At 66.5% G+C, this 19132-nt stretch carries 18 protein-coding genes; 9 read left to right on the top strand and 9 right to left on the bottom strand.

What is annotated here, in order from left to right; translation table 11 throughout:
• Nucleotides 1-111 precede the first annotated feature (111 nt).
• From VML93_RS14785 to VML93_RS14775, 3 genes are all read left to right on the top strand, one after another.
• Entirely contained in the window at nucleotides 112-474 is a 363-nt protein-coding gene (locus tag VML93_RS14785) for a metalloregulator ArsR/SmtB family transcription factor (RefSeq protein WP_325611699.1), read from the top strand.
• A gap of 93 nt (nucleotides 475-567) precedes the next feature.
• On the top strand, nucleotides 568-2400 hold the full coding sequence (locus tag VML93_RS14780; RefSeq protein WP_325611697.1) for an acyl-CoA dehydrogenase: 1833 nt from the start codon (nucleotides 568-570) through the stop codon (nucleotides 2398-2400).
• A 72-nt stretch (nucleotides 2401-2472) separates the two neighbouring features.
• Nucleotides 2473-3270 carry a hypothetical protein gene (locus VML93_RS14775; RefSeq protein WP_325611695.1) on the top strand — a complete coding sequence of 266 codons (798 nt, stop codon included), beginning with the start codon at nucleotides 2473-2475 and terminating at the stop codon, nucleotides 3268-3270.
• A 3-nt stretch (nucleotides 3271-3273) separates the two neighbouring features.
• Here VML93_RS14775 and VML93_RS38595 read toward each other — a convergent pair whose 3' ends face one another.
• Nucleotides 3274-3546: a hypothetical protein gene (locus tag VML93_RS38595; protein WP_414686356.1), complete on the bottom strand. Its 273-nt coding sequence runs from the start codon at nucleotides 3544-3546 to the stop codon at nucleotides 3274-3276.
• Here VML93_RS38595 and VML93_RS14770 point away from each other — a divergent pair.
• Entirely contained in the window at nucleotides 3545-4126 is a 582-nt protein-coding gene (locus VML93_RS14770) for a hypothetical protein (RefSeq protein WP_414686355.1), read from the top strand. The genes VML93_RS38595 and VML93_RS14770 overlap by 2 nt on opposite strands.
• Nucleotides 4127-4156: 30 nt before the next feature.
• Here the strand turns inward: VML93_RS14770 and VML93_RS14765 are convergent, their stop codons facing one another.
• From VML93_RS14765 to VML93_RS14735, 7 genes are read right to left on the bottom strand one after another with little or no spacing between them, the layout of a single operon-like run.
• Nucleotides 4157-4504, bottom strand: coding sequence for a metal-sulfur cluster assembly factor (locus VML93_RS14765; RefSeq protein WP_325611693.1), 348 nt, complete (start codon nucleotides 4502-4504; stop codon nucleotides 4157-4159).
• The gene (gene sufU / locus VML93_RS14760; RefSeq protein WP_325611691.1) at nucleotides 4479-4967 is read right to left on the bottom strand and encodes a Fe-S cluster assembly sulfur transfer protein SufU; all 489 of its coding nucleotides are present in this window, start codon (nucleotides 4965-4967) and stop codon (nucleotides 4479-4481) included. The genes VML93_RS14765 and sufU overlap by 26 nt, the downstream gene beginning before the upstream one ends.
• Nucleotides 4964-6217, bottom strand: coding sequence for a cysteine desulfurase (locus VML93_RS14755; protein ID WP_325611689.1), 1254 nt, complete (start codon nucleotides 6215-6217; stop codon nucleotides 4964-4966). The genes sufU and VML93_RS14755 overlap by 4 nt, the downstream gene beginning before the upstream one ends.
• Nucleotides 6218-6219: 2 nt before the next feature.
• Complete coding sequence (gene sufC / locus VML93_RS14750; RefSeq protein WP_325611688.1) at nucleotides 6220-7002, bottom strand: Fe-S cluster assembly ATPase SufC; 783 nt, start codon at nucleotides 7000-7002, stop codon at nucleotides 6220-6222.
• Nucleotides 6999-8153 (bottom strand): Fe-S cluster assembly protein SufD, encoded by a 1155-nt coding sequence (gene sufD, locus VML93_RS14745; RefSeq protein ID WP_325611686.1) that lies wholly within the window; start codon nucleotides 8151-8153, stop codon nucleotides 6999-7001. The genes sufC and sufD overlap by 4 nt, the downstream gene beginning before the upstream one ends.
• Complete coding sequence (gene sufB, locus VML93_RS14740; RefSeq protein ID WP_325611684.1) at nucleotides 8150-11809, bottom strand: intein-containing Fe-S cluster assembly protein SufB; 3660 nt, start codon at nucleotides 11807-11809, stop codon at nucleotides 8150-8152. The genes sufD and sufB overlap by 4 nt, the downstream gene beginning before the upstream one ends.
• Nucleotides 11810-11866: 57 nt before the next feature.
• The gene (locus tag VML93_RS14735; protein WP_325611750.1) at nucleotides 11867-12619 is read right to left on the bottom strand and encodes a metalloregulator ArsR/SmtB family transcription factor; all 753 of its coding nucleotides are present in this window, start codon (nucleotides 12617-12619) and stop codon (nucleotides 11867-11869) included.
• Between the two features lie 117 nt (nucleotides 12620-12736).
• Between VML93_RS14735 and mptB the strand changes: the two genes are divergently transcribed.
• The 4 genes from mptB (at nucleotide 12737) to VML93_RS14715 (ending at nucleotide 17278) form a co-directional block, all read left to right on the top strand.
• On the top strand, nucleotides 12737-14434 hold the full coding sequence (gene mptB, locus VML93_RS14730) for a polyprenol phosphomannose-dependent alpha 1,6 mannosyltransferase MptB (RefSeq protein ID WP_325611682.1): 1698 nt from the start codon (nucleotides 12737-12739) through the stop codon (nucleotides 14432-14434).
• The gene (locus tag VML93_RS14725) at nucleotides 14431-15384 is read left to right on the top strand and encodes an ABC transporter ATP-binding protein (protein ID WP_325611680.1); all 954 of its coding nucleotides are present in this window, start codon (nucleotides 14431-14433) and stop codon (nucleotides 15382-15384) included. Before mptB ends, VML93_RS14725 begins: the two co-directional genes overlap by 4 nt.
• Nucleotides 15381-16169, top strand: coding sequence for an ABC transporter permease (locus VML93_RS14720; RefSeq protein WP_325611678.1), 789 nt, complete (start codon nucleotides 15381-15383; stop codon nucleotides 16167-16169). The genes VML93_RS14725 and VML93_RS14720 overlap by 4 nt, the downstream gene beginning before the upstream one ends.
• Before the next feature lie 173 nt (nucleotides 16170-16342).
• Complete coding sequence (locus VML93_RS14715) at nucleotides 16343-17278, top strand: heme A synthase (RefSeq protein ID WP_325611749.1); 936 nt, start codon at nucleotides 16343-16345, stop codon at nucleotides 17276-17278.
• On the opposite strand, the gene VML93_RS14710 is transcribed toward VML93_RS14715, so the two are convergent.
• A complete protein-coding gene (locus VML93_RS14710; RefSeq protein WP_325611676.1) occupies nucleotides 17228-18103 on the bottom strand; it encodes a hypothetical protein in 876 nt (291 codons plus the stop codon). The genes VML93_RS14715 and VML93_RS14710 overlap by 51 nt on opposite strands.
• A 19-nt stretch (nucleotides 18104-18122) precedes the next feature.
• On the opposite strand from VML93_RS14710, the gene VML93_RS14705 reads away from it, so the two are divergent.
• Entirely contained in the window at nucleotides 18123-19103 is a 981-nt protein-coding gene (locus VML93_RS14705) for a quinone oxidoreductase (RefSeq protein WP_325611674.1), read from the top strand.
• The last annotated feature ends 29 nt before the right edge of the window (nucleotides 19104-19132 follow it).

The raw sequence follows: 19132 nt of genomic DNA, 5'->3' as shown, positions 1-19132 counted from the left end.
CCGGCGGCCTCACAAGGGGGTGGTGGGGTTCGACAAAGAACAAGCAAAGTGTATAGATGTAGACATCTACATATGTCTCGGTTTTATTTCGGTATGTGATTGAATTGACCTATGGCACAAGGCAAGCGAGGCAAGCCTTACCATGCTGGCCGGCCACCGACCCTGGACCATGCGGCGGCCGCCAGAGTCGCGGACACGCTGCAGGCCCTGGCATCTCCGACGCGCCTGCTCATCCTGACCCGGCTACGGCAATCACCCTGCTCGGTCACCGACCTGGCGACCGCGGTCCGGATGGAACAGCCCTCGGTCTCACACCAGCTCCGGTTGCTGCGCAACCTCGGCCTGGTCGCTCGCGACCGAAACGGACGCAGCGTCGTCTACCGGCTGTACGACGACCACGTCGCCGCCCTGCTCGACGAGGCGGTCTATCACGTCGAGCACCTCGGGCTCGGCGCTCGCGACACCACGGCTTAGTAGCGTGAGCAGGTTACGGTTGCGTACATTTTCCCAAGTCAGACAGACTTAGCTCGAAATCAGCCGCCTTCTCAACGATCAGAGGGAACTGCATTGGGCCACTACATCGCCAACATCCGCGATCTTGAGTTCAACCTATTCGAGGTCCTCGACATAGGCGCCGTGCTGGGCGCCGGACCGTACAGCGAGTTGGACGAAGACACCGTCCGGACGATCTTGGCCGAAGCCGCACGCCTGGCCGAAGGGCCGATCGCCGAGTCCTACGCCTCCGCGGACCGTAACCCGCCGGTATTCGACCCGGAGACACACAGCATCAGCCTGCCCGACCCCGAGTTGCTGAAATCCGTGGATGCGATCAAAGAGGCCGGGTGGTGGCGCCTGGGTCTGGCCGAGGATATCGGTGGTATCGCCGCACCCCCGCCGCTGACCTGGGCGGTCGCCGAGATGATCTTCTCCGCCAACGCCTCCGCGTGCTTCTACGTGATGGGGCCGCCGATGTCCCGGGCGCTCTACGCCGAAGGCAACGACCAGCAGAAGCGCTGGGCGGCAGAAGGCCTGGAGCGCGGCTGGCAGGGCACCATGGTGCTCACCGAACCCGACGCGGGTTCCGACGTCGGTGCCGCACGCGCCAAAGCCTTCGAACAGCCCGACGGCACCTGGCACATCGAGGGTGTCAAGCGGTTCATCTCCGGCGGCGATGTCGGCGATACCGCCGAGAACATCTTCCATCTGGTGCTGGCCCGGCCCGAAGGCGCCGGCCCGGGCACCAAAGGGTTGAGCCTGTTCTACGTGCCGAACTACCTCTTCGACCCGGACACGCTCGAACTCGGTCCGCGCAACGGGGTTTTCGTCACCGGGCTGGAGCACAAGATGGGCCTGAAGTCCTCCCCGACGTGCGAGGTGTCCTTCGGCATCACCGATGTGCCCGCGGTCGGCTACCTGGTGGGCGACAAACACAACGGCATCGCGCAGATGTTCACCGTGATCGAGAACGCCCGCATGACCATCGGCGTCAAGGCCGCCGGCACCCTGTCCACCGGCTACCTGAACGCACTGGCCTACGCGAAGGAGCGGATCCAGGGCGCGGACATGACTCAGATGACCGACAAGACCGCGCCGCGGGTCACGATCATGCACCACCCCGACGTGCGGCGCAGTCTGATGACCCAGAAGGCCTACGCCGAGGGCCTGCGGGCGTTGTATCTGTATGCAGCGGCGCATCAGGATAGTGAAGTCGCACAACGGGTTTCGGGTGCAGATCTGAGCATGGCACACCGCGTCGACGATCTGCTGCTGCCGATCGTCAAGGGAGCGAGTTCGGAACGGGCCTTCGAGATCCTGACCGAATCGCTGCAGACACTGGGCGGCTCGGGTTTCTTGACCGACTACCCAATCGAGCAGTACCTGCGCGATGCCAAGATCGACTCACTCTACGAGGGCACCACGGCCATCCAGGCGCTGGACTTCTTCTTCCGCAAGATCATCCGCGACCACGGCAGCTCCCTGCAGCATGTGACGGCCCAGATCACCCGCACCATCGACACCTGCGACGAGTCGCTGAAGTCGCACGTCGAGCACCTGCAGGCCGCGCTCGAGGACGTCACCGCGATGACGGAGGCCCTGACCGGTTACCTGATGTCCGCCGCGGAAAACCCGACCGACATCTACAAGGTGGGCCTCGGGTCGGTGCGGTACCTGCTCGCCGTCGGAGACCTGCTGATCGGCTGGCTGCTACTCAAGCAAGCCGACGTCGCGCACGCCGCGCTGCAGAGCGGGCCTTCGGCAAGCGACGAGGCGTTCTATAAGGGGAAGATCGCGACCTCGGCGTTCTTTGCCAAGAACATGCTTCCCAAGCTGACGGCGCTGCGTAACGTCATCGAGACACTCGACGACGACATTATGCGGCTGCCGGAGGATGCCTTCTGAAGACACAGTCTGCGCACAGCTCCATCGGGTAAACCCGATCGTCGAGACCTTTTCACGATCGGAGAAACGTTGATGCGTGCCACCCCCCGACTCGCGCGAGTCGCGGTCCTCGCCGTTACCGGCGCCGCCGCACTGTCCCTCGCGGCGTGCAGTTCGACGAGCCCACCACCAAGCGGGACCACCTCGTCAAGCACTGTCTCGTCCTCCCCCACGACAACCACGTCGGGATCGCCGACTTCGTCAACGCCCGGTGGCGAAGCGGAAGTCAACGGACTGATCGCGTCGGTGGCCAACAACTCGGCGCAGGTGACCCAGCATGGCGGGAACACGACGGTGAATTTCGGCGGGTCGACCAAGGTCACCGAGACCAGTTCGGCTGCGCTGAACGACGTCACCCAGGGCAGCTGCGTCAGCATTCACGCAACCCACGACTCGCGTCGCAGCAACCCGGTCACCGCGGCGTCCGTGCGGATCAGCCCCGCCGTCGACGGCAAATGCCCACAAGGCAAGGAGCCCGCGCCAGAATCGACGACCACGCCGCCGTCCAGCCCGACGACGACGACGCCCAGCCCCACGACGACGACAAAGCCGGCCAAGAGGTCGAACATCGTGGGCACGGTCGCTTCGGTTTCGGGTAACACGATCAATGTCACCACCACCGATGCCGGCGGCAATACCTCACAAGCTGCCGCGACGGTCAACGACAAGACCAGTTACACCAAGGAGGCCCCGGCCAACATTCAGGCGATCACGCAGGGCAAGTGCATGACGGCGAAGGGAACCAAGGACAGCGGCGGCGCGCTGCAGGCGACGACGATCGACCTGCGACAGGCCACCAATGGCAAGTGCGGTCACGACCACGACAGGTGACCGCTACCGACGACATGTGAGAGCAACGGTGCTGCGGGTATCCGCATACATGCAAAGCGCACGAGGGACTCGAGTCGCGGTCCTCGCGGTCGCTTTGGTGTGCGTGTCTGCGTGCGGCACATCGAGCAACGGCGGGAACCCCTCGTCGTCGGCCGGCCCGACCAGTTCGGCGCCCAGTTCGGCGCCGAGCTCAGGACCCAGTTCAGGGCCCAGTTCGTCGCCGAAGCCGCCACCGCCACCGCTGGCGCCAGCGCCCAAGGACCGTGTCGAGGGCATGGTCAACTCGGTATCGGGCGGCGTGATCCACCTCAGAACCCGGAGCGGATCGGCGACGGTGGACTTCGAACCGGCGACTGTGATCAGCGAGGCCGGGCCGGCTCACCTGACCGACGTCACCGCGGGCAGTTGCATCAGCGCACACGCCGCGCCGGGAGGAGCTCCGGGTGCCATCACCGCGGAATCCGTGCTGATCAGCCCTGCCGTCGATGGCAAGTGCGTACCGCCCCCGGAGGAGGAACCAAGCGGCAAACCTGCCGCCCCGCCGCCCGCCGCACCCACCGGCGTCTTCGGCCAGGTGGGCTCCGTCGCGGACAACACCATCGTCGTCAACCGCATCGGTCCTGACGGCCAACCCACTTCCACCAATGTGGCCGTGACCGGCTCGACTTCCTACACGAAAGACACAGTCACCAACGATCACTCGATCCAGAACGGGAAGTGCTTGGCGGCGCAGGGCACCGAAAGCGATGGAGCGTTGCACGCGACGGCCATCAGCCTGCAACCGTGCCCGCCGATGGGGCGCCCCCACCCTCATCTCCCGCACCTGCCGCCGATCCCGATTCCGCACCACCGCTAGCGGGCGGACTCGCTTGACGGCGTTACTGATTCAGACAGTGAAGCCCAGCGCGCGGAGTTGCTCGCGCCCGTCCTCGGTGATCTTGTCCGGGCCCCAGGGCGGGTTCCACACCCAGTTGATCCGGATTTCGTTGACCAGACCGCTGCCGACGAGCGCCGAGCGCGACTGGTCTTCGATGACGTCGGTGAGCGGGCAGGCGGCGGATGTCAGCGTCATGTCGATCAGCGCGACCTTGCCCTCGTCACCCGATTCCAGGTTCAGGCCATAGACCAACCCAAGGTCGACGACGTTGATGCCCAGTTCGGGGTCGACCACGTCACGCATCGCCTCCTCGATATCGAAGAGCAGTTCGTCATCCGGTGCGCTGGTTTCGCTCATCCCTGACCTCCTCGAAGGATTCACTGGCCTGTGACAGTGCATCTTTAAACGCCATCCAACCGAGCAGCGCACACTTGACCCGCGCGGGGTATTTGGCTACACCGGCGAACGCTACTCCGTCGCCTAGAACGTCCTCGTCACCCTGCACGGTTCCGCGCGAGGACACCATTTCGGTGAATGCGTCGACGGTCTTCAACGCCTCCGGCACGCTCTGGCCGATCACCTGTTGGGTGAGCACCGACGTCGCCGCCTGGCTGATCGAACACCCTTGCCCGTCGTAGGAGATGTCTACGACGCTGCCGCCGTCGTCAGACAGCGACACCCGCAGCGTCACCTCGTCCCCGCACACCGGGTTGACGTGAGATACCTCAGCGCCGAACGGCTCCCGCAGTCCGCGGTGCTGCGGGTGTTTGTAGTGGTCCAGGATCACGTCCTGATAGATCTGCTCGAGGCGCAATGTCATTCTCTCCCAAAGAAATCCAGCGCCCGTTGTACGCCGGCCAGCAAGCGGTCGACCTCGTCGAGCGTGTTGTACACGGCGAACGACGCGCGCGCGGTGGCCGCGACGCCGAACCTGCGATGCAGCGGCAATGCGCAGTGATGTCCGACCCGCACGGCGACGCCGTCGTCGTCGAGCACCTGACCGACGTCATGGGCATGCACCCCGTCGACGACGAACGCCACCGGCGAGCCGCGGTCCTGCATCGAGGTGGGTCCGACGATGCGGACGCCCTCGATCCCGGACAGGCCGGCGATGGTCGCGGCAACCAGTTCGCGTTCGTGAGCTTCGACGGCATCCATGCCGATGGCGTCCAGATAGCGTGCGGCGGCGGCCAACCCGACGACCTGGGAGGTCATCGGGGTACCCGCCTCGAACCGCTGCGGCGCGGGCGCGTAGGTCGAGGCGTCCATGGCGACCGTCTCGATCATGGAACCACCGGTCAAAAACGGCGGCATCGCTTGCAGCAGGTCGCGGCGGGCGTACAACACGCCGATACCGTTGGGCCCCAGCATTTTATGCCCGGAGAAGGCGGCGAAGTCGACATCCAGCGCGTGCAGGTCCACCGGCTGGTGTGGCACCGACTGGCAGGCGTCCAGGACGGTCAGCGCGCCTATTTCTTTGGCGCGGGCCACCAATTCGCCCACTGGCGCCAGTGCGCCGGTCACATTCGAATGATGGCTGAATGCGACGACTTTCACCCGCTCGTCGAGTCGCCGCGAGTCCAGGTCGATGCGGCCGTCTTCAGACACGCCGTACCAGCGCAGGGTGGCTCCGGTGCGCCGGGCCAGCTCTTGCCACGGGACGAGGTTGGCGTGGTGCTCCAGTTCGGTGGTGACAATAACGTCGCCGGGCTGCACCGCCCACTCGAAACGGTTGTCCCCCAGCACATATGACACCAGATTCAGCGACTCGGTGGCGTTCTTGGTGAAGACCAGCTCGTCGGCGTGGGCGCCGACGAACGCCGCGATCTCGGCCCGGCCCTGCTCGTAGGCGTCGGTGGCCTCCTCCATCAGCTGGTGCGCACCGCGGTGCACGCCGCCGTTGGAGGTGAGCAGGAACTCACGCTCGGCGTCGAGCACCTGCAGTGGGCGCTGCGACGTCGCGCCGGAATCCAGGTACGCCAACTGATTTCCGCCCCGCATGACACGCTTCAGGATGGGGAAATCGGCGCGGATCGCCGCGAGGTCCAATGGGGTCACTGAGGCCGTCATCGTCAAGCCCCGGTGGCGGCCGCTTGGGTAAACCGCTCGTAGCCGTTCTGCTCGAGTTCGTCGGCCAGTTCCGACCCGCCGGATTCGGCGATGCGCCCGCCGACGAACACGTGCACGTACTCCGGGTGGATGTAGCGCAGGATGCGGGTGTAGTGCGTGATCAGCAGGATCCCGCCATGCTCCGCCTCGGCGTAGCGGTTCACGCCCTCGCTGACCACCCGCAACGCGTCGACGTCCAGGCCGGAATCGGTCTCGTCGAGAATGGCGATCTTGGGCTTGAGCAGCTCCAGCTGCAGGATCTCGTGGCGCTTCTTCTCGCCACCGGAGAAACCCTCGTTGACGTTGCGCTCGGCGAAGGCCGGGTCGATATCGAGGCCGGCCATCGCGGCCTTGACCTCTTTGACCCAGAGCCGCAGTTTCGGCGGCTCGCCCCGGATGGCCGTGGCCGCCGAACGCAGGAAATTCGACACCGAGACACCGGGCACCTCGACGGGGTACTGCATGGCCAGAAACACTCCGGCGCGGGCGCGTTCGTCCACGCTCATGTCCAGGACGTTGGCGCCGTCCAGGGTGATCGATCCCGAGGTGACCCGGTATTTGGGGTGACCGGCGATGGCGTAGGACAGCGTGGACTTGCCCGAGCCATTGGGGCCCATCAACGCATGCGTCTCACCGGATTTCACGGTCAGGTCGACGCCCCTGAGGATGGGGATCTCGCGTTCCCCGTCGGCGGCGTTGGGGTTGTCGACACTGACGTGCAGGTCTTTGATTTCCAGAGTCGTCATGAGGTAGCAGTCTTTTCCGTGATTTCCAGTTCGTGTTCGATGGCTGCGGTCAGGCGGTCCCGGACATCGGGCACCGCGATCTTGGAGATGATCTCGCCGAAGAAGCCGCGCACCACCAACCGGCGGGCCTGCTCTTCGGGGATGCCGCGGGAACGCAGGTAGAACAGTTGCTCGTCGTCGAATCGTCCGGTGGCGCTGGCGTGTCCGGCGCCGACGATCTCGCCGGTCTCGATTTCCAGGTTGGGCACCGAGTCGGCGCGGGCGCCGTCGGTGAGCACCAGGTTGCGGTTCACCTCGAAGGTGTCGGTTCCGGTGGCCTCGGCCCGGATCAGCACGTCGCCTATCCAGACGGTGTGCGCGTCGGGCAGGTTCGACGCCGGATCTCCTTGCAGCGCACCCTTGTACAGCACGTTGGACCTGCAGTCGGGGTGGGCGTGGTCGACCAGCAGCCTCGATTCGAGGTGCTGACCGTCGTCGGCGAAGTACAGGCCCAGGAGCTCGGCGTCCCCGCCGGTGCTGTTGAACCGCACGTTGGCCGACAACCGCACCACCTCGCCGCCGAGCGTGACGGTGACGTGGCGCAGCACCGCGTCCTTGCCGAGCTTTGCGTGGTGGGCGCTGAGGTGCACCGTGTCGTCGGCCCAGTCGGCGATCCACACGACGGTGAGTCGCGCGGCGTCGCCGACGACGAATTCGACGTTGTCCGCGTAGGTTCCACTGCCCCGGTGGTCGATGATGACGACGGCCTCGCCGAGCTCTTCGACCCGGATCTGCAGGTGCCCGTAGGCCACCGCGCCTGTGCCGGGTCCGGTGACGGCGACGTTGACCGGTTCGGCGATCTGCGTGTCGCGTCCGACGGTGATCAGCGTTGCCGAGTTGAACGACGAAAACGCTTGGGCTGCAACGCGGTCAGCAGGAACCCCGCCTTGCCCGAGGCGATCGTCGCCGCGGCGCACCGTCTCGGTCCGCACGCCGGGCAGCTCGCTGACGGCGATCTGAGCGCTTCCGGTGGCGTTAGCGGACCCGTCGTGCAGGCCACGCAGTCGCCTCAGCGGGGTGAATCGCCAGAGCTCGTCGCGGCCGTGCGGAACCTCGAACGCGTCAACATCGAAGGAGGAGAACAACTCCCCCTTATTCAATGCAGCGGTCATCCGACCGCGCCCTCCATCTGCAGCTCGATCAGCCGGTTGAGCTCCAGCGCGTACTCCATCGGCAGTTCCTTGGCGATCGGCTCGACGAACCCGCGCACCACCATCGCCATGGCCTCGTCCTCGGTGAGCCCGCGGCTCATCAGGTAGAACAGCTGGTTCTCGCTGACCTTGGACACGGTGGCCTCGTGGCCCATCGTGACGTCGTCCTCGCGGATGTCGACGTAAGGGTAGGTGTCGCTGCGGCTGATCGTATCAACCAGCAGCGCATCGCATTTCACGCTGGACTTGGAGCCGTGCGCGCCCTTGTTGACTTGCACCAGCCCTCGATAGGAGGTGCGGCCGCCGCCGCGCGCGACCGACTTGGACACGATGTTGCTCGACGTGTTGGGCGCCAGGTGCAGCATCTTGGCGCCGGTGTCCTGGTGCTGGTCTTCGCCGGCGAACGCCACCGAGAGCACCTCACCCTTGGCGTGCTCGCCGGTCATCCAGACCGCCGGGTACTTCATGGTCACCTTGGACCCGATGTTGCCGTCGACCCACTCCATGGTGGCTCCGGCCTCGGCGCGGGCGCGCTTGGTGACCAGGTTGTAGACGTTGTTCGACCAGTTCTGGATCGTGGTGTAGCGAACGCGTGCATGGGGTTTCACGACTATCTCGACCACTGCCGAGTGCAACGAGTCCGATTTGTAAATGGGCGCGGTGCAGTTGTGCACCGCGAAGCCGTAGGCGAGGTAGCTGTCGGGCGCTTCGACGTCGAGGTTGTACACGGGCTCGTGCGCCTCTCGCACCGCGCGCTTCTTGATCGGCACGGCGAAGTAGTCGCCGCAGTCGCGGGCCTGCTTGGGTCCGTGGCCACCCTCGGTCCACTGGACCTGGTAGATGTCCTTGCGCATGACATTGCGGCCCATGATGACACCCGGACCTGCCGGCCGGCGCAGCTCGACGGTGGCGTAGTGACCCAGTCGCGCCAGGATCGACTGCAGCTGGAACGCCCAGACACGTGACGTCGTGTGAACCCGCTTCCAGAGCGCGCCGCCGCGTTCGATGATGTTGCCGTCGCCGTTGACATAGGCGTCCACCAACTCGCGTAGGAAGATCTCGTCCTGACGCATCAGGAGATCGGACAACTTCTTTTTCGACGATCCGATGCCGACGTTGTCGCGCATCGCGGCGTAGCCCGCCTTCGTGTAGACGGTCACGCGCGCCGAGTGCTTGTGCTCCTCGACCAATACCGAACCAGACTTCTCGTAGAGCGACTTGCACGCCTGGCGCACGTCCTCGACGTATTCGAATTCATCACTGTGGAACGAGAAGATCAGCGACTCACAGTTGTTGGTGAGGCACGCGTGACCCTCGGCCAGGTAGTAGCCGGCGAGCCGCGCGAACTCGAGCGGCAGCACCGTCTTGTGCGGGATCGGCTTCGGCTTGGGGTAAATCAGGAAGTCGCCCTCGGCCACGTCCTTTGCCGCGATCCACCGCGGCTCGGCAACACGCAGCTTGGCACTATTGACTTCCGCCTTCCATCCGTTGCGTTCCTTGCGCATGACGCGCACCTCGGCGCGCGGGACGACGAGCAAGGGGTGCTCTGCTGTGACGGAGAATTTGTTGGCGGGCGACATCGGCGTGAAGGTGAACAATTCGCCATTGAGGTCGCGCATTTGCACCGCGGTGACGCGATGCGGCCGGCCATCGTGGCCAGTGACGTAATCACCGACGCGAATCGACTCGATGGGCCGCAGGTCGCCGTCCGCGGTCGTGATCAGCTCACCTGCCGGCAGGCAGCCCTCGACGTAATGCACGTAGGAGCCCTCGTCGGCGATGATCAGCGTTCGCTCGAACTGGCCCATGTTCTCGGTGTTGATCCGGAAATACGCCTGCAGCGGGATGTCGACGCGCACACCCGGCGGGACGTAAATAAAAGAACCGCCACTCCACACCGCAGTATTCAATGCAGAAAACTTATTATCGCCTGCCGGAATTACTGTTCCAAAATATTTCTGGAAAATCTCCGGATGCTCCCGCAAACCAGTATCGGTGTCCAGGAAGATAACGCCTTGGGCTTCCAGGTCCTCTCGGATCTGGTGGTAGACCACCTCGGAGTTGTGTACCACGAGTCCTGCAGCCACAAAATTATGTGGACCGTCGACCTCGATGTCATACACCGGCTCGATGGCATACGGTTCGATTGACTTGACCCGCTCGAAGCCAAGCCAATCGTTGGTGTGCGCTCGGATCGTCGTCCCGTGCGAACTGTTGGACGAATGCACGTAGCGGCGGCGACCGAAGCGGTCTGTTCGCTTCAGATTGCGGCATCCGAGGCGCTCGAAGTCACCGGAAATCCCTAGGCGCCAAGCAATCTGCATGCGTTCCGGGGCGTGCCGGTACGGCTGAGTGAACGACCAAGGCCCGCCCGCGCGCAGCCCGGAAAGTTCGGCAAGCTCCCGGGCTTGATTGATGAGAGGCTCATTGGCACAGGTAAGCATCACGGAGCCACATCGTTCCGGCTGGACGTAGCCGTCGGCGTCAACCCAGCCGCCGAGGAATGCCAGCCGCTGGTCAACCGGCAGCCCGTAGACCCACTCGGGCACCCGCTTGGTCAGCGACAATCCGCTGAATCCCAGCGCAACGATCCACTCCGTCAACGCCTTTGAGTTGACAACGACGCGGTATTCGTCAGCCTCGATGCAACGCAACCCGAATAGTTCCTTGATGACCCGGGTCAACTCCGCGCGCAACTCAACATCGGTTGCCGGGATTGCGAACTGAACGCGATACGTCTTGGTCGACAGATGCAGGTTGCCGTCGCCGACGTACAAGCCCAGCAGCCACATCAGGTCGATCGAACTGGTCTCTGGAGCTGTCAATCCGGCGATGATCGGAAGTTCAGCCGCGACACCGAAATCCGGAACGGTTCGTGGCACTGCGATGAAATCGCCTGCCTTCAGTTCTCCCACTGTGACCCAACGCCGCGCATAGCGGGCACGCTGGCGGCCCTCCTTGCGCTCGTCGCGCAGCACCAGCATGGGGTGGTTATCAGTGGCACGGATGCTGAGCCGAGTGGTCTTGATCTCATATGTCAGCCGGGTGTCGGTCTGCGCTGCCGCCTTGACCGGCGCGACGACAAACTGCTCGGCAGACTCGTCGTAGGAGAACACCCGATCGCCGAACTCGATCTCCTTGATCGGGACCTGCCCGCGGTTGGCGGTCCATACCAAAGTTTCACCGGCGAGGCACTCGTACTGGGCCGCAACGCCGGCAACAAGGCGCTGCTTTTCCGCCTCCGGGATTCCCAGCCGGTCGTAGGTGTTGCGGATATCTTCCGGCAGCTCTTCCCAAGAGGCGGCCTGCTTCTCGGTCGAGCGCACGAAGTACTTGATGTTGTCGAAGTCGATGCCCTCCAGGTTGGAACCCCAGTTCGGCATCGGCTTGCGGTCGAAGATGCCCAGCGCCTTCAGCCGGGTCTTCAGCATCCACTCGGGCTCGTTCTTCTTCGCCGAGATGTCGCGCACGACGGCCTCGGAGAGGCCGCGCTGTGCGCTGGCGCCTGCGACGTCGGAGTCCGACCAGCCGTAGCCGTAGTTGCCCAGGGAGGCGATGGCCTCGTCCTGAGTCAACGGTGCGGCAGCGGTCCTGCTGGCCTCTGGCGTCAGTGTCATGTGGACACTCCTTTGATGCTCGTGCTGTATTCGGCGCGGGCTGGGCGCCGTTTCGTGCTAGGTCTTGCCGGCCGCGGGCGTGAGCGGCACGTGGGTGGTGCAGGCGCAGTCGCCGTTGACGATGGTCGCCAGGCGCTGGACGTGGGTCCCGAGCACCTCGGCCATCGCCTGCTGTTCGGCTTCGCACAACTCCGGAAATTCCTCGGCGACGTGCGAAACCGGACAGTGGTGCTGACAGATCTGCACGCCGTGGATGGGTCCGCCGACCCGCGTGGTGGTCGCGACGTAACCGGCCTTGGTCAGCGCTGCGGCGACCCGGTCGGCGGCCGCCTCGACATCGTCGTCGCCGGCGCTGCCGGCCCCCTCGACGCCGGCCAGGATCGAGTCGATGCGCCGGCGCGCGAACGTCCGAACGGCGTCCTCGCCGCCGATCTCGCGCAGCTGGCGCATGGCCGCGGCGGCCAGGTCGTCATAGGCGTGGTCGAGCTTGGCCCGGCCGGCGGCCGTCAGCCGGAAGCGCTTCGCCGGCCGCCCCCGTCCCGCCTGCTGCCATGCCGCAGCGGGCGCGGATTCGGCGTCGCCGGCCTCGATCAGCGCGTCGAGATGACGCCGCACGCCGGCGGCCGCCAGGCCCAGTCGGTCGCCGATCTCACTGGCGGTGATCGATCCGGATTCCAGCAGCAGGCGCACGATGGCGCGGCGGGTGTGACCATCCGTTCCCGCAGCACCAACCGCAGGCACGGCAGGATCCAGCTCGGATCGGATTTTCACAACACCAGTGTGACGCAATTCCGGAGATCGGTCCAGCAAGGGTGCCCTGAGCGCGGGGTTGTGCTGGTCACACCGCTCCGCGGCGACATCCGACGGCCCTCCTCCCCAGCGGGCCGTTTCCGCGGCTCGCATCGTTGACAGGGCTAGGCTGCTCTGATGGCTGCCCGCCACCACACGCTGAGCTCCTCGATCGCCAGTCTGCATGGTGATGAGCAGGCGGTGGGCTCGCCGCTGAACGATACCGAGCTCACCGCGCTGCAGCGCACCCGGCTGTTCGGGGCCACCGGAACGGTGCTGATGGCGATCGGCGCCCTGGGCGCCGGGGCCAGGCCCGTCGTGCAGGACCCGACGTTCGGGGTCCGGCTGCTCAACCTGCCGTCACGCATCCAGACCGTGTCGTTGACGATGACGACGACCGGAGCGGTCATGATGGCGCTGGCCTGGTTGATGCTCGGTCGGTTCGCCCTCGGCGACCGGCGGATGTCGCGCGGCGAACTCGATCGCACCCTGCTGTTGTGGATACTGCCGCTGCTGATCGCGCCGCCGATGTACAGCAAGGATGTCTACTCCTACCTGGCCCAGAGCGAGATCTCACTGGAAGGCCTCGACCCCTACCGGGTGGGCCCGGCGTCCGGCCTCGGCCTCGGCCACGTGTTCACCCTTTCGGTCCCCAGCCTGTGGCGGGAGACGCCGGCGCCCTACGGCCCGCTGTTCTTGTGGATTGGGCGCGGCATCTCGGCCTTGACCGGCGAAAACATCGTCGCCGCCGTGCTGTGTCATCGGGTGGTGGTGCTGGTCGGCGTCGGCCTGATCGTGTGGGCGGTCCCCCGGCTGGCCCGGCGCTGCGGCGTCGCCGAGGTCAGTGCGCTGTGGCTGGGTGCGGCCAATCCGCTGCTGATCATGCATCTGGTCGCCGGCATCCACAACGAGGCGCTGATGCTCGGCCTGATGCTGACCGGCGCGGAGTTCGCGCTGCGCGGCATCGACTCGGCGCGGCTGATGCCCAAGTCCTGGCGATTGGGACCGGACTGGGAACCGCTGGGCATGCTGTTGGCAGGTTCGGTCCTGATCGTGCTGTCGTCGCAGGTGAAGCTGCCGTCGCTGCTGGCGCTGGGCTTCGTCACGATGGCACTGGCGCACCGGTGCGGCGGCAGCCTGAAAGCGCTCCTGGCGAGCGGCACCGCAATGGCGGGGCTGGCGCTGGCGGTGATGGCAATCGTCGGCTGGGTCAGCGGGCTCGGGTTCGGCTGGATCTACACGCTGGGCACCGCCAACGTGGTGCGCAGCTGGATGTCGCCACCGACCCTGCTGGCGCTGGGCACCGGCCAGGTCGGGATCCTGCTGGGCCTGGGTGATCACACCACCGCAGTGTTGTCACTGACGCGCGCCATCGGCGTGCTGATCATCATGGTGATGGTGGTCTGGCTGTTGCTGGCGGTGTTCCGCGGCAGGCTGCACCCGATCGGCGGCCTGGGCGTGGCGCTGGGTGTCACGGTGCTGCTGTTTCCCGTGGTGCAGCCGTGGTATCTGTTGTGGGCCATCATCCCGCTGGCCGCCTGGGCCACCCGCACCGGCTTCCGGGTGGCGGCAATCGTGGTCACTCTCGTGGTGGGTATCTTCGGCCCGACGGCGAACGGCGACCGCTTCGCGCTGTTCCAGATCGTCGACGCCACGGTGGCCAGCACAATCATCGTGGTGGTGCTGATTGCGCTGACCTACACGCGCCTGCCGTGGCGACCGCTGCAGCCGGTCCCGGCCCCCGGCCCGGAACCCGCTCCGAAAGCGGAGTCCCCGGAACCGCCCGAGGCCCCGCGGCCGACTGCGGCACCCGACGCCTACGCTGATTCCACGTGAGCTCGACCCCCCCGACCCCCGACACAGTGGTTTCGCTGCGTGGGGTCAGTAAGCGGTACGGGTCGGCCGGGGCTGTTTTTGAAGCCGTTTCCAACCTCGATCTGGACGTGCAGGCCGCCGAAGTGCTGGCCCTGCTGGGTCCCAACGGCGCCGGCAAGACGACGACGGTCGAGATGTGCGAAGGCTTCGTGCGGCCCGACGCCGGAACCATCGAGGTGCTCGGGCTGAACCCGATCACCGACAACGCCCGGCTGCGCCCGCGCATCGGGGTGATGTTGCAGGGCGGCGGCGGCTACCCGGCGGCACGGGCCGGCGAGATGCTCAACCTGGTGGCGGCCTACGCCGCCGATCCGCTGGACCCGCACTGGCTGCTGGACACCCTCGGGCTCACCGAAGCCGCGCGCACCACCTATCGACGACTGTCCGGCGGACAGCAGCAACGCCTCGCGCTGGCCTGCGCCCTGGTCGGCCGTCCCGAGCTGGTCTTCCTCGACGAGCCCACCGCAGGCATGGACGCCCATGCCCGGCTGCTGGTGTGGGAGCTGATCGACGCGCTGCGTCGGGACGGCGTGACCGTGGTGCTGACCACCCACCAGCTCAAGGAGGCCGAGGAACTCGCCGACCGGCTGGTGATCATCGACAACGGGGTGACCGTCGCCGCCGGCACGCCGACGGAACTGATGCGCAGTGGCGCCAAAGACCAGCTGCGGTTCACCGCGCCGCCCCGGCTCGACCTGTCGCTGCTGACCTCCGCGCTACCCGAGGACTACAAGGCCACCGAGTTGACGCCGGGCGAGTACCTGGTCGAAGGCCCGGTCGATCCGCAGGTGCTGGCAACGGTCACGGCGTGGTGCGCGCAGATCAATGTGCTGGCCACCGACATGCGGGTCGAGCAGCGCAGCCTCGAGGATGTGTTCCTGGATCTCACCGGCAGGAAGTTGCGGCAGTGACAGACGAAACGCACGCCCCGTCGTTCCCGGCCGGCATCTTCACCCCGGACCCGCGCCCCAATGCGGTGGGCCGGATGCTCGCGGCACAGTTCACGCTGGAGTTGAAGCTGCTGCTGCGCAACGGCGAGCAACTGCTGTTGACCATGTTCATCCCGATCACGCTGCTGGTCGGGCTCACGCTGCTGCCGCTCGGATCGTTCGGGCACAACAGGGCAGCGACGTTCGTGCCGGCGATCATGGCGCTGGCGGTGGTCTCGACCGCGTTCACCGGGCAGGCCATCGCCGTCGCGTTCGATCGCCGCTACGGCGCGCTGAAACGGCTCGGGGCCACCGCGCTGCCCGTCTGGGGGATCATCGCCGGCAAATCCCTGGCCGTCGTCGCGGTGGTGTTTCTGCAGGCAATCATCTTGGGCACCATCGGGTTTGCGCTCGACTGGCAACCGCAACCGGCCGCGCTGGCGTTGGGCGCGGTGGTGATCGCTTTGGGCACTGCGGCGTTCGCGGCGCTGGGTCTACTGCTCGGCGGCACGCTGCGGGCCGAGATCGTCCTCGCGGTCGCCAACCTGATGTGGTTCGTCTTCGCCGGGTTCGGAGCGCTGACCCTCGAGACGAGCATGATCCCGTCGGGCGTCAAGTGGGCCGCCCGGCTCACCCCGTCCGGCGCGCTCACCGAGGCGCTGACCCAGGCGATGACGGTGCGAGTGGACGGGTTCGGGATCGTCGTCCTGGCGGTGTGGGGCGGGTTGGCCACCCTGGCCGCGCTGCGCTGGTTCCGCTTCACCTGAGTGCGCTGCGACTCTGCGGCCTCTCGTCCCTCAAGCGACGTGTTGACTCTGCGCTGGCGGCGCGCCCTACTCGCACTTCGCCGCCACAGCCGCTGACTCAACACCCGTTTTCTACTACGCGGCGTAGTCGTCGTTACGATCGGGCGGTGCGCGTCGGACAAGTGCTGCTGCGGTTGGTGGATCTGCTCCCCGACCCCAGCCTGCGCGTGCAGCGGATCATCGCCGCGGCCGTCATCCTGACTCAGGGCGGCATCGCGGTCACCGGGGCGATCGTCCGCGTCACCGCGTCCGGGCTGGGCTGCCCGACCTGGCCGCAATGCTTTCCGGGCAGCTTCGTCCCGGTGGCGGTCGCCGAGGTGCCGCGGGTCCATCAGGCGGTCGAGTTCGGCAACCGGATGATCACCTTCGCGGTGGTGATCACCGCGATATTGGCCGTGCTGGCCGTCACGCGGGCCCGTCGCCGCACCGAGGTGCTGGTCTATGCCTGGCTGATGCCCGCGTCGACGGTCGTGCAGGCGGTGATCGGCGGCATCACCGTGCGCACCGGGCTGCTGTGGTGGACGGTGGCCATTCACCTGCTGGCGTCGATGACGATGGTGTGGCTGTCGGTGCTGCTCTACGTCAAGGTCGGCGAGCCCGATTACAACGGGGCCGGTGTCCATACCCGGGTGGCCAAGCCGCTGCGTGCCCTCACGGCGCTCAGCGCGCTGAATCTGGCGGCGGTCCTGGTGACCGGAACCCTCGTGACCGCGGCCGGCCCGCACGCCGGCGACCGGAGCCCCAGCCGGACCGTGCCGCGACTGAGAGTCGAGATCACCACGCTGGTGCACATGCATTCGTCGCTGCTGGTGTCCTACCTGGCGCTGCTGGTCGGGCTGGGCTTCGGGCTGCTGGCCGTCGGCGCCGCCCGGGCCATCATGGTGCGCCTGGCAGTGCTGGTCGCCCTGGTCTTCGCGCAGGCGGCCGTCGGCACCACGCAGTACTTCACCGGTGTGCCGGCCGCGTTGGTCGCAGTCCACGTGGCCGGCGCCGCGGCCTGCACCGCGGCCACCGCTGCACTATGGGCTTCGATGCGAGAACGGGCCAAGCCCGAGCCGCTCCAAAGCTGACTCGACGCCCAGCGCGAACTCGCGCTGGGCAAGATCGCGGGTTTCGGCGTCCAACGCCCGCCAGCCCAGCGAGGGCTCCACCAACTGCAGTTCCAGCAGCCGCGGGTCGTCGGGGCTACCGATCACGTGGGCCCGCGCGTAGAGCAATTCGCTTGCGTCGATAGTGACTTGGCCCGCCGCGGTGGTCAGCGCGGCAGCACCGACATCCCAGATCTCGAAGTCGGGCTCGGCCTGATGCAAGGTGCCGTCCCCCTCGGAATGCTTGGTGAATGCGTGCGACGGCTCGCCGCAGAGGAACACCAGCACAGTCTCCGGATCCGATCCGCAGGGTTGCACCAACACGCTCCGGCCGGCTTCGTGCAGTTCGGCGGCGCGCTCGGCGGCCGCGGACCGGTCGGTGCAGCGCTGCGCGCCCGATCCGATGGTCGCGCTGACGAAGGCGTGACCGTCGCGCGGCAGCCGAACCTTGTCACCCGGCGCGAAGACCTCTCCCGGCACCGTCGGAACTCCTTGACCCGCCAGCTCATCCAGGTATCGCCGGTCCGCATTCCAGGCCACCGCGCCGGGTGGGTTCAGCAGGTTCTTCACGCCGATGGTCCAGGCCAGGAATTCGCCGAGCCGATCCGCGTAATCGTGAGTGGCCCGCAGTATCACCAGATCCGCGCGACTGATCTCGGGATCGTCCCAGGACATCCAGTGCGCATGCTGACCGCGGTGTCGCAGCGCGGCGATCAGGCCGGCGTCGTCACCGTCCCCGGCGACTTGTTGTGTCCACCCTGCCAGCACGATGCGGGGGTGGAAGGTATTCGGTCGGGCGAGCTTCATGGCAGGGCAAGATAACCACATGTATGCGATCCAAGTCACCGAAACCGGCGGCCCCGATGTCCTACGCTACGTCGACGTCCCCCAACCCACCCCCGGCCATGGCGAGCTGTTGATCAAGGCCGACGCCGTCGGCGTCAACTTCATCGACACCTACTTCCGCTCGGGCCAGTACCCGCGCCCGTTGCCGTTCGTCATCGGCTCGGAGGTGTGCGGCACCGTCGTCGCTGTGGGAGAGGGGGCCGACACAGCCGGCCTGGCCGTCGGCGACCGGGTGGTCAGCGCGTCGGCGAACGGCGGCTACGCCGAATTCTGCGTTGCCCCGGCGTTTTTGACCGCGAAGGTGCCCGACAGCGTGGCCTCCGACGTGGCGGCCTCGGTACTGCTCAAGGGCCTGACTGCGCACTACCTGCTCAAGTCGGTGTATCCGGTGCAAAGCGGCGACGCCGTGCTGGTGCACGCCGGGGCGGGCGGGGTCGGGCTGATCCTGACGCAGTGGGCCACCTACCTGGGTGCGCGAGTGATCACCACCGTGTCGACTTCGGACAAGGAGCGACTGTCCCGGCAGGCCGGCGCCGCAGAGGTACTGCCCTACCCAGCCGACGCCGCCCAGTTCGGCGATCAGGTGCGGGCACTGACCGGCGGTGCCGGGGTGGCCGCGGTGTACGACGGCGTCGGCGCCACCACGTTCGACGCCAGCCTGGCCAGCCTGGCCGTGCGCGGGACGCTGGCACTGTTCGGCGCCGCCAGCGGACCCGTGCCGCCGTTCGATCCGCAACGCCTCAACTACGCCGGCTCGGTGTATCTGACCCGGCCCTCGCTGGCCCATTTCATCCGCACCGGCGAGGAATTCACCTGGCGGGCCGGGGAACTGTTCGACGTGATCGGCAGCGGTGCAGTCACCGCCGAAGTCGGCGGACGCTATCCGCTGGCCGACGCGGCGCGCGCCCATCGGGATCTGCAGGGCCGGAAGACCACCGGCTCGATCGTGCTGCTGCCTTAAGTTTCACTGGCGAGCAGACGCAAAAGCAC

Source organism: Mycobacterium sp., from assembly GCF_035499775.1.
Taxonomy (GTDB): Bacteria; Actinomycetota; Actinomycetes; order Mycobacteriales; family Mycobacteriaceae; genus Mycobacterium.
The sequence above is the reverse complement of the archived record's forward strand: the minus strand, read 5'-3'. Positions and strand labels throughout refer to the sequence as shown.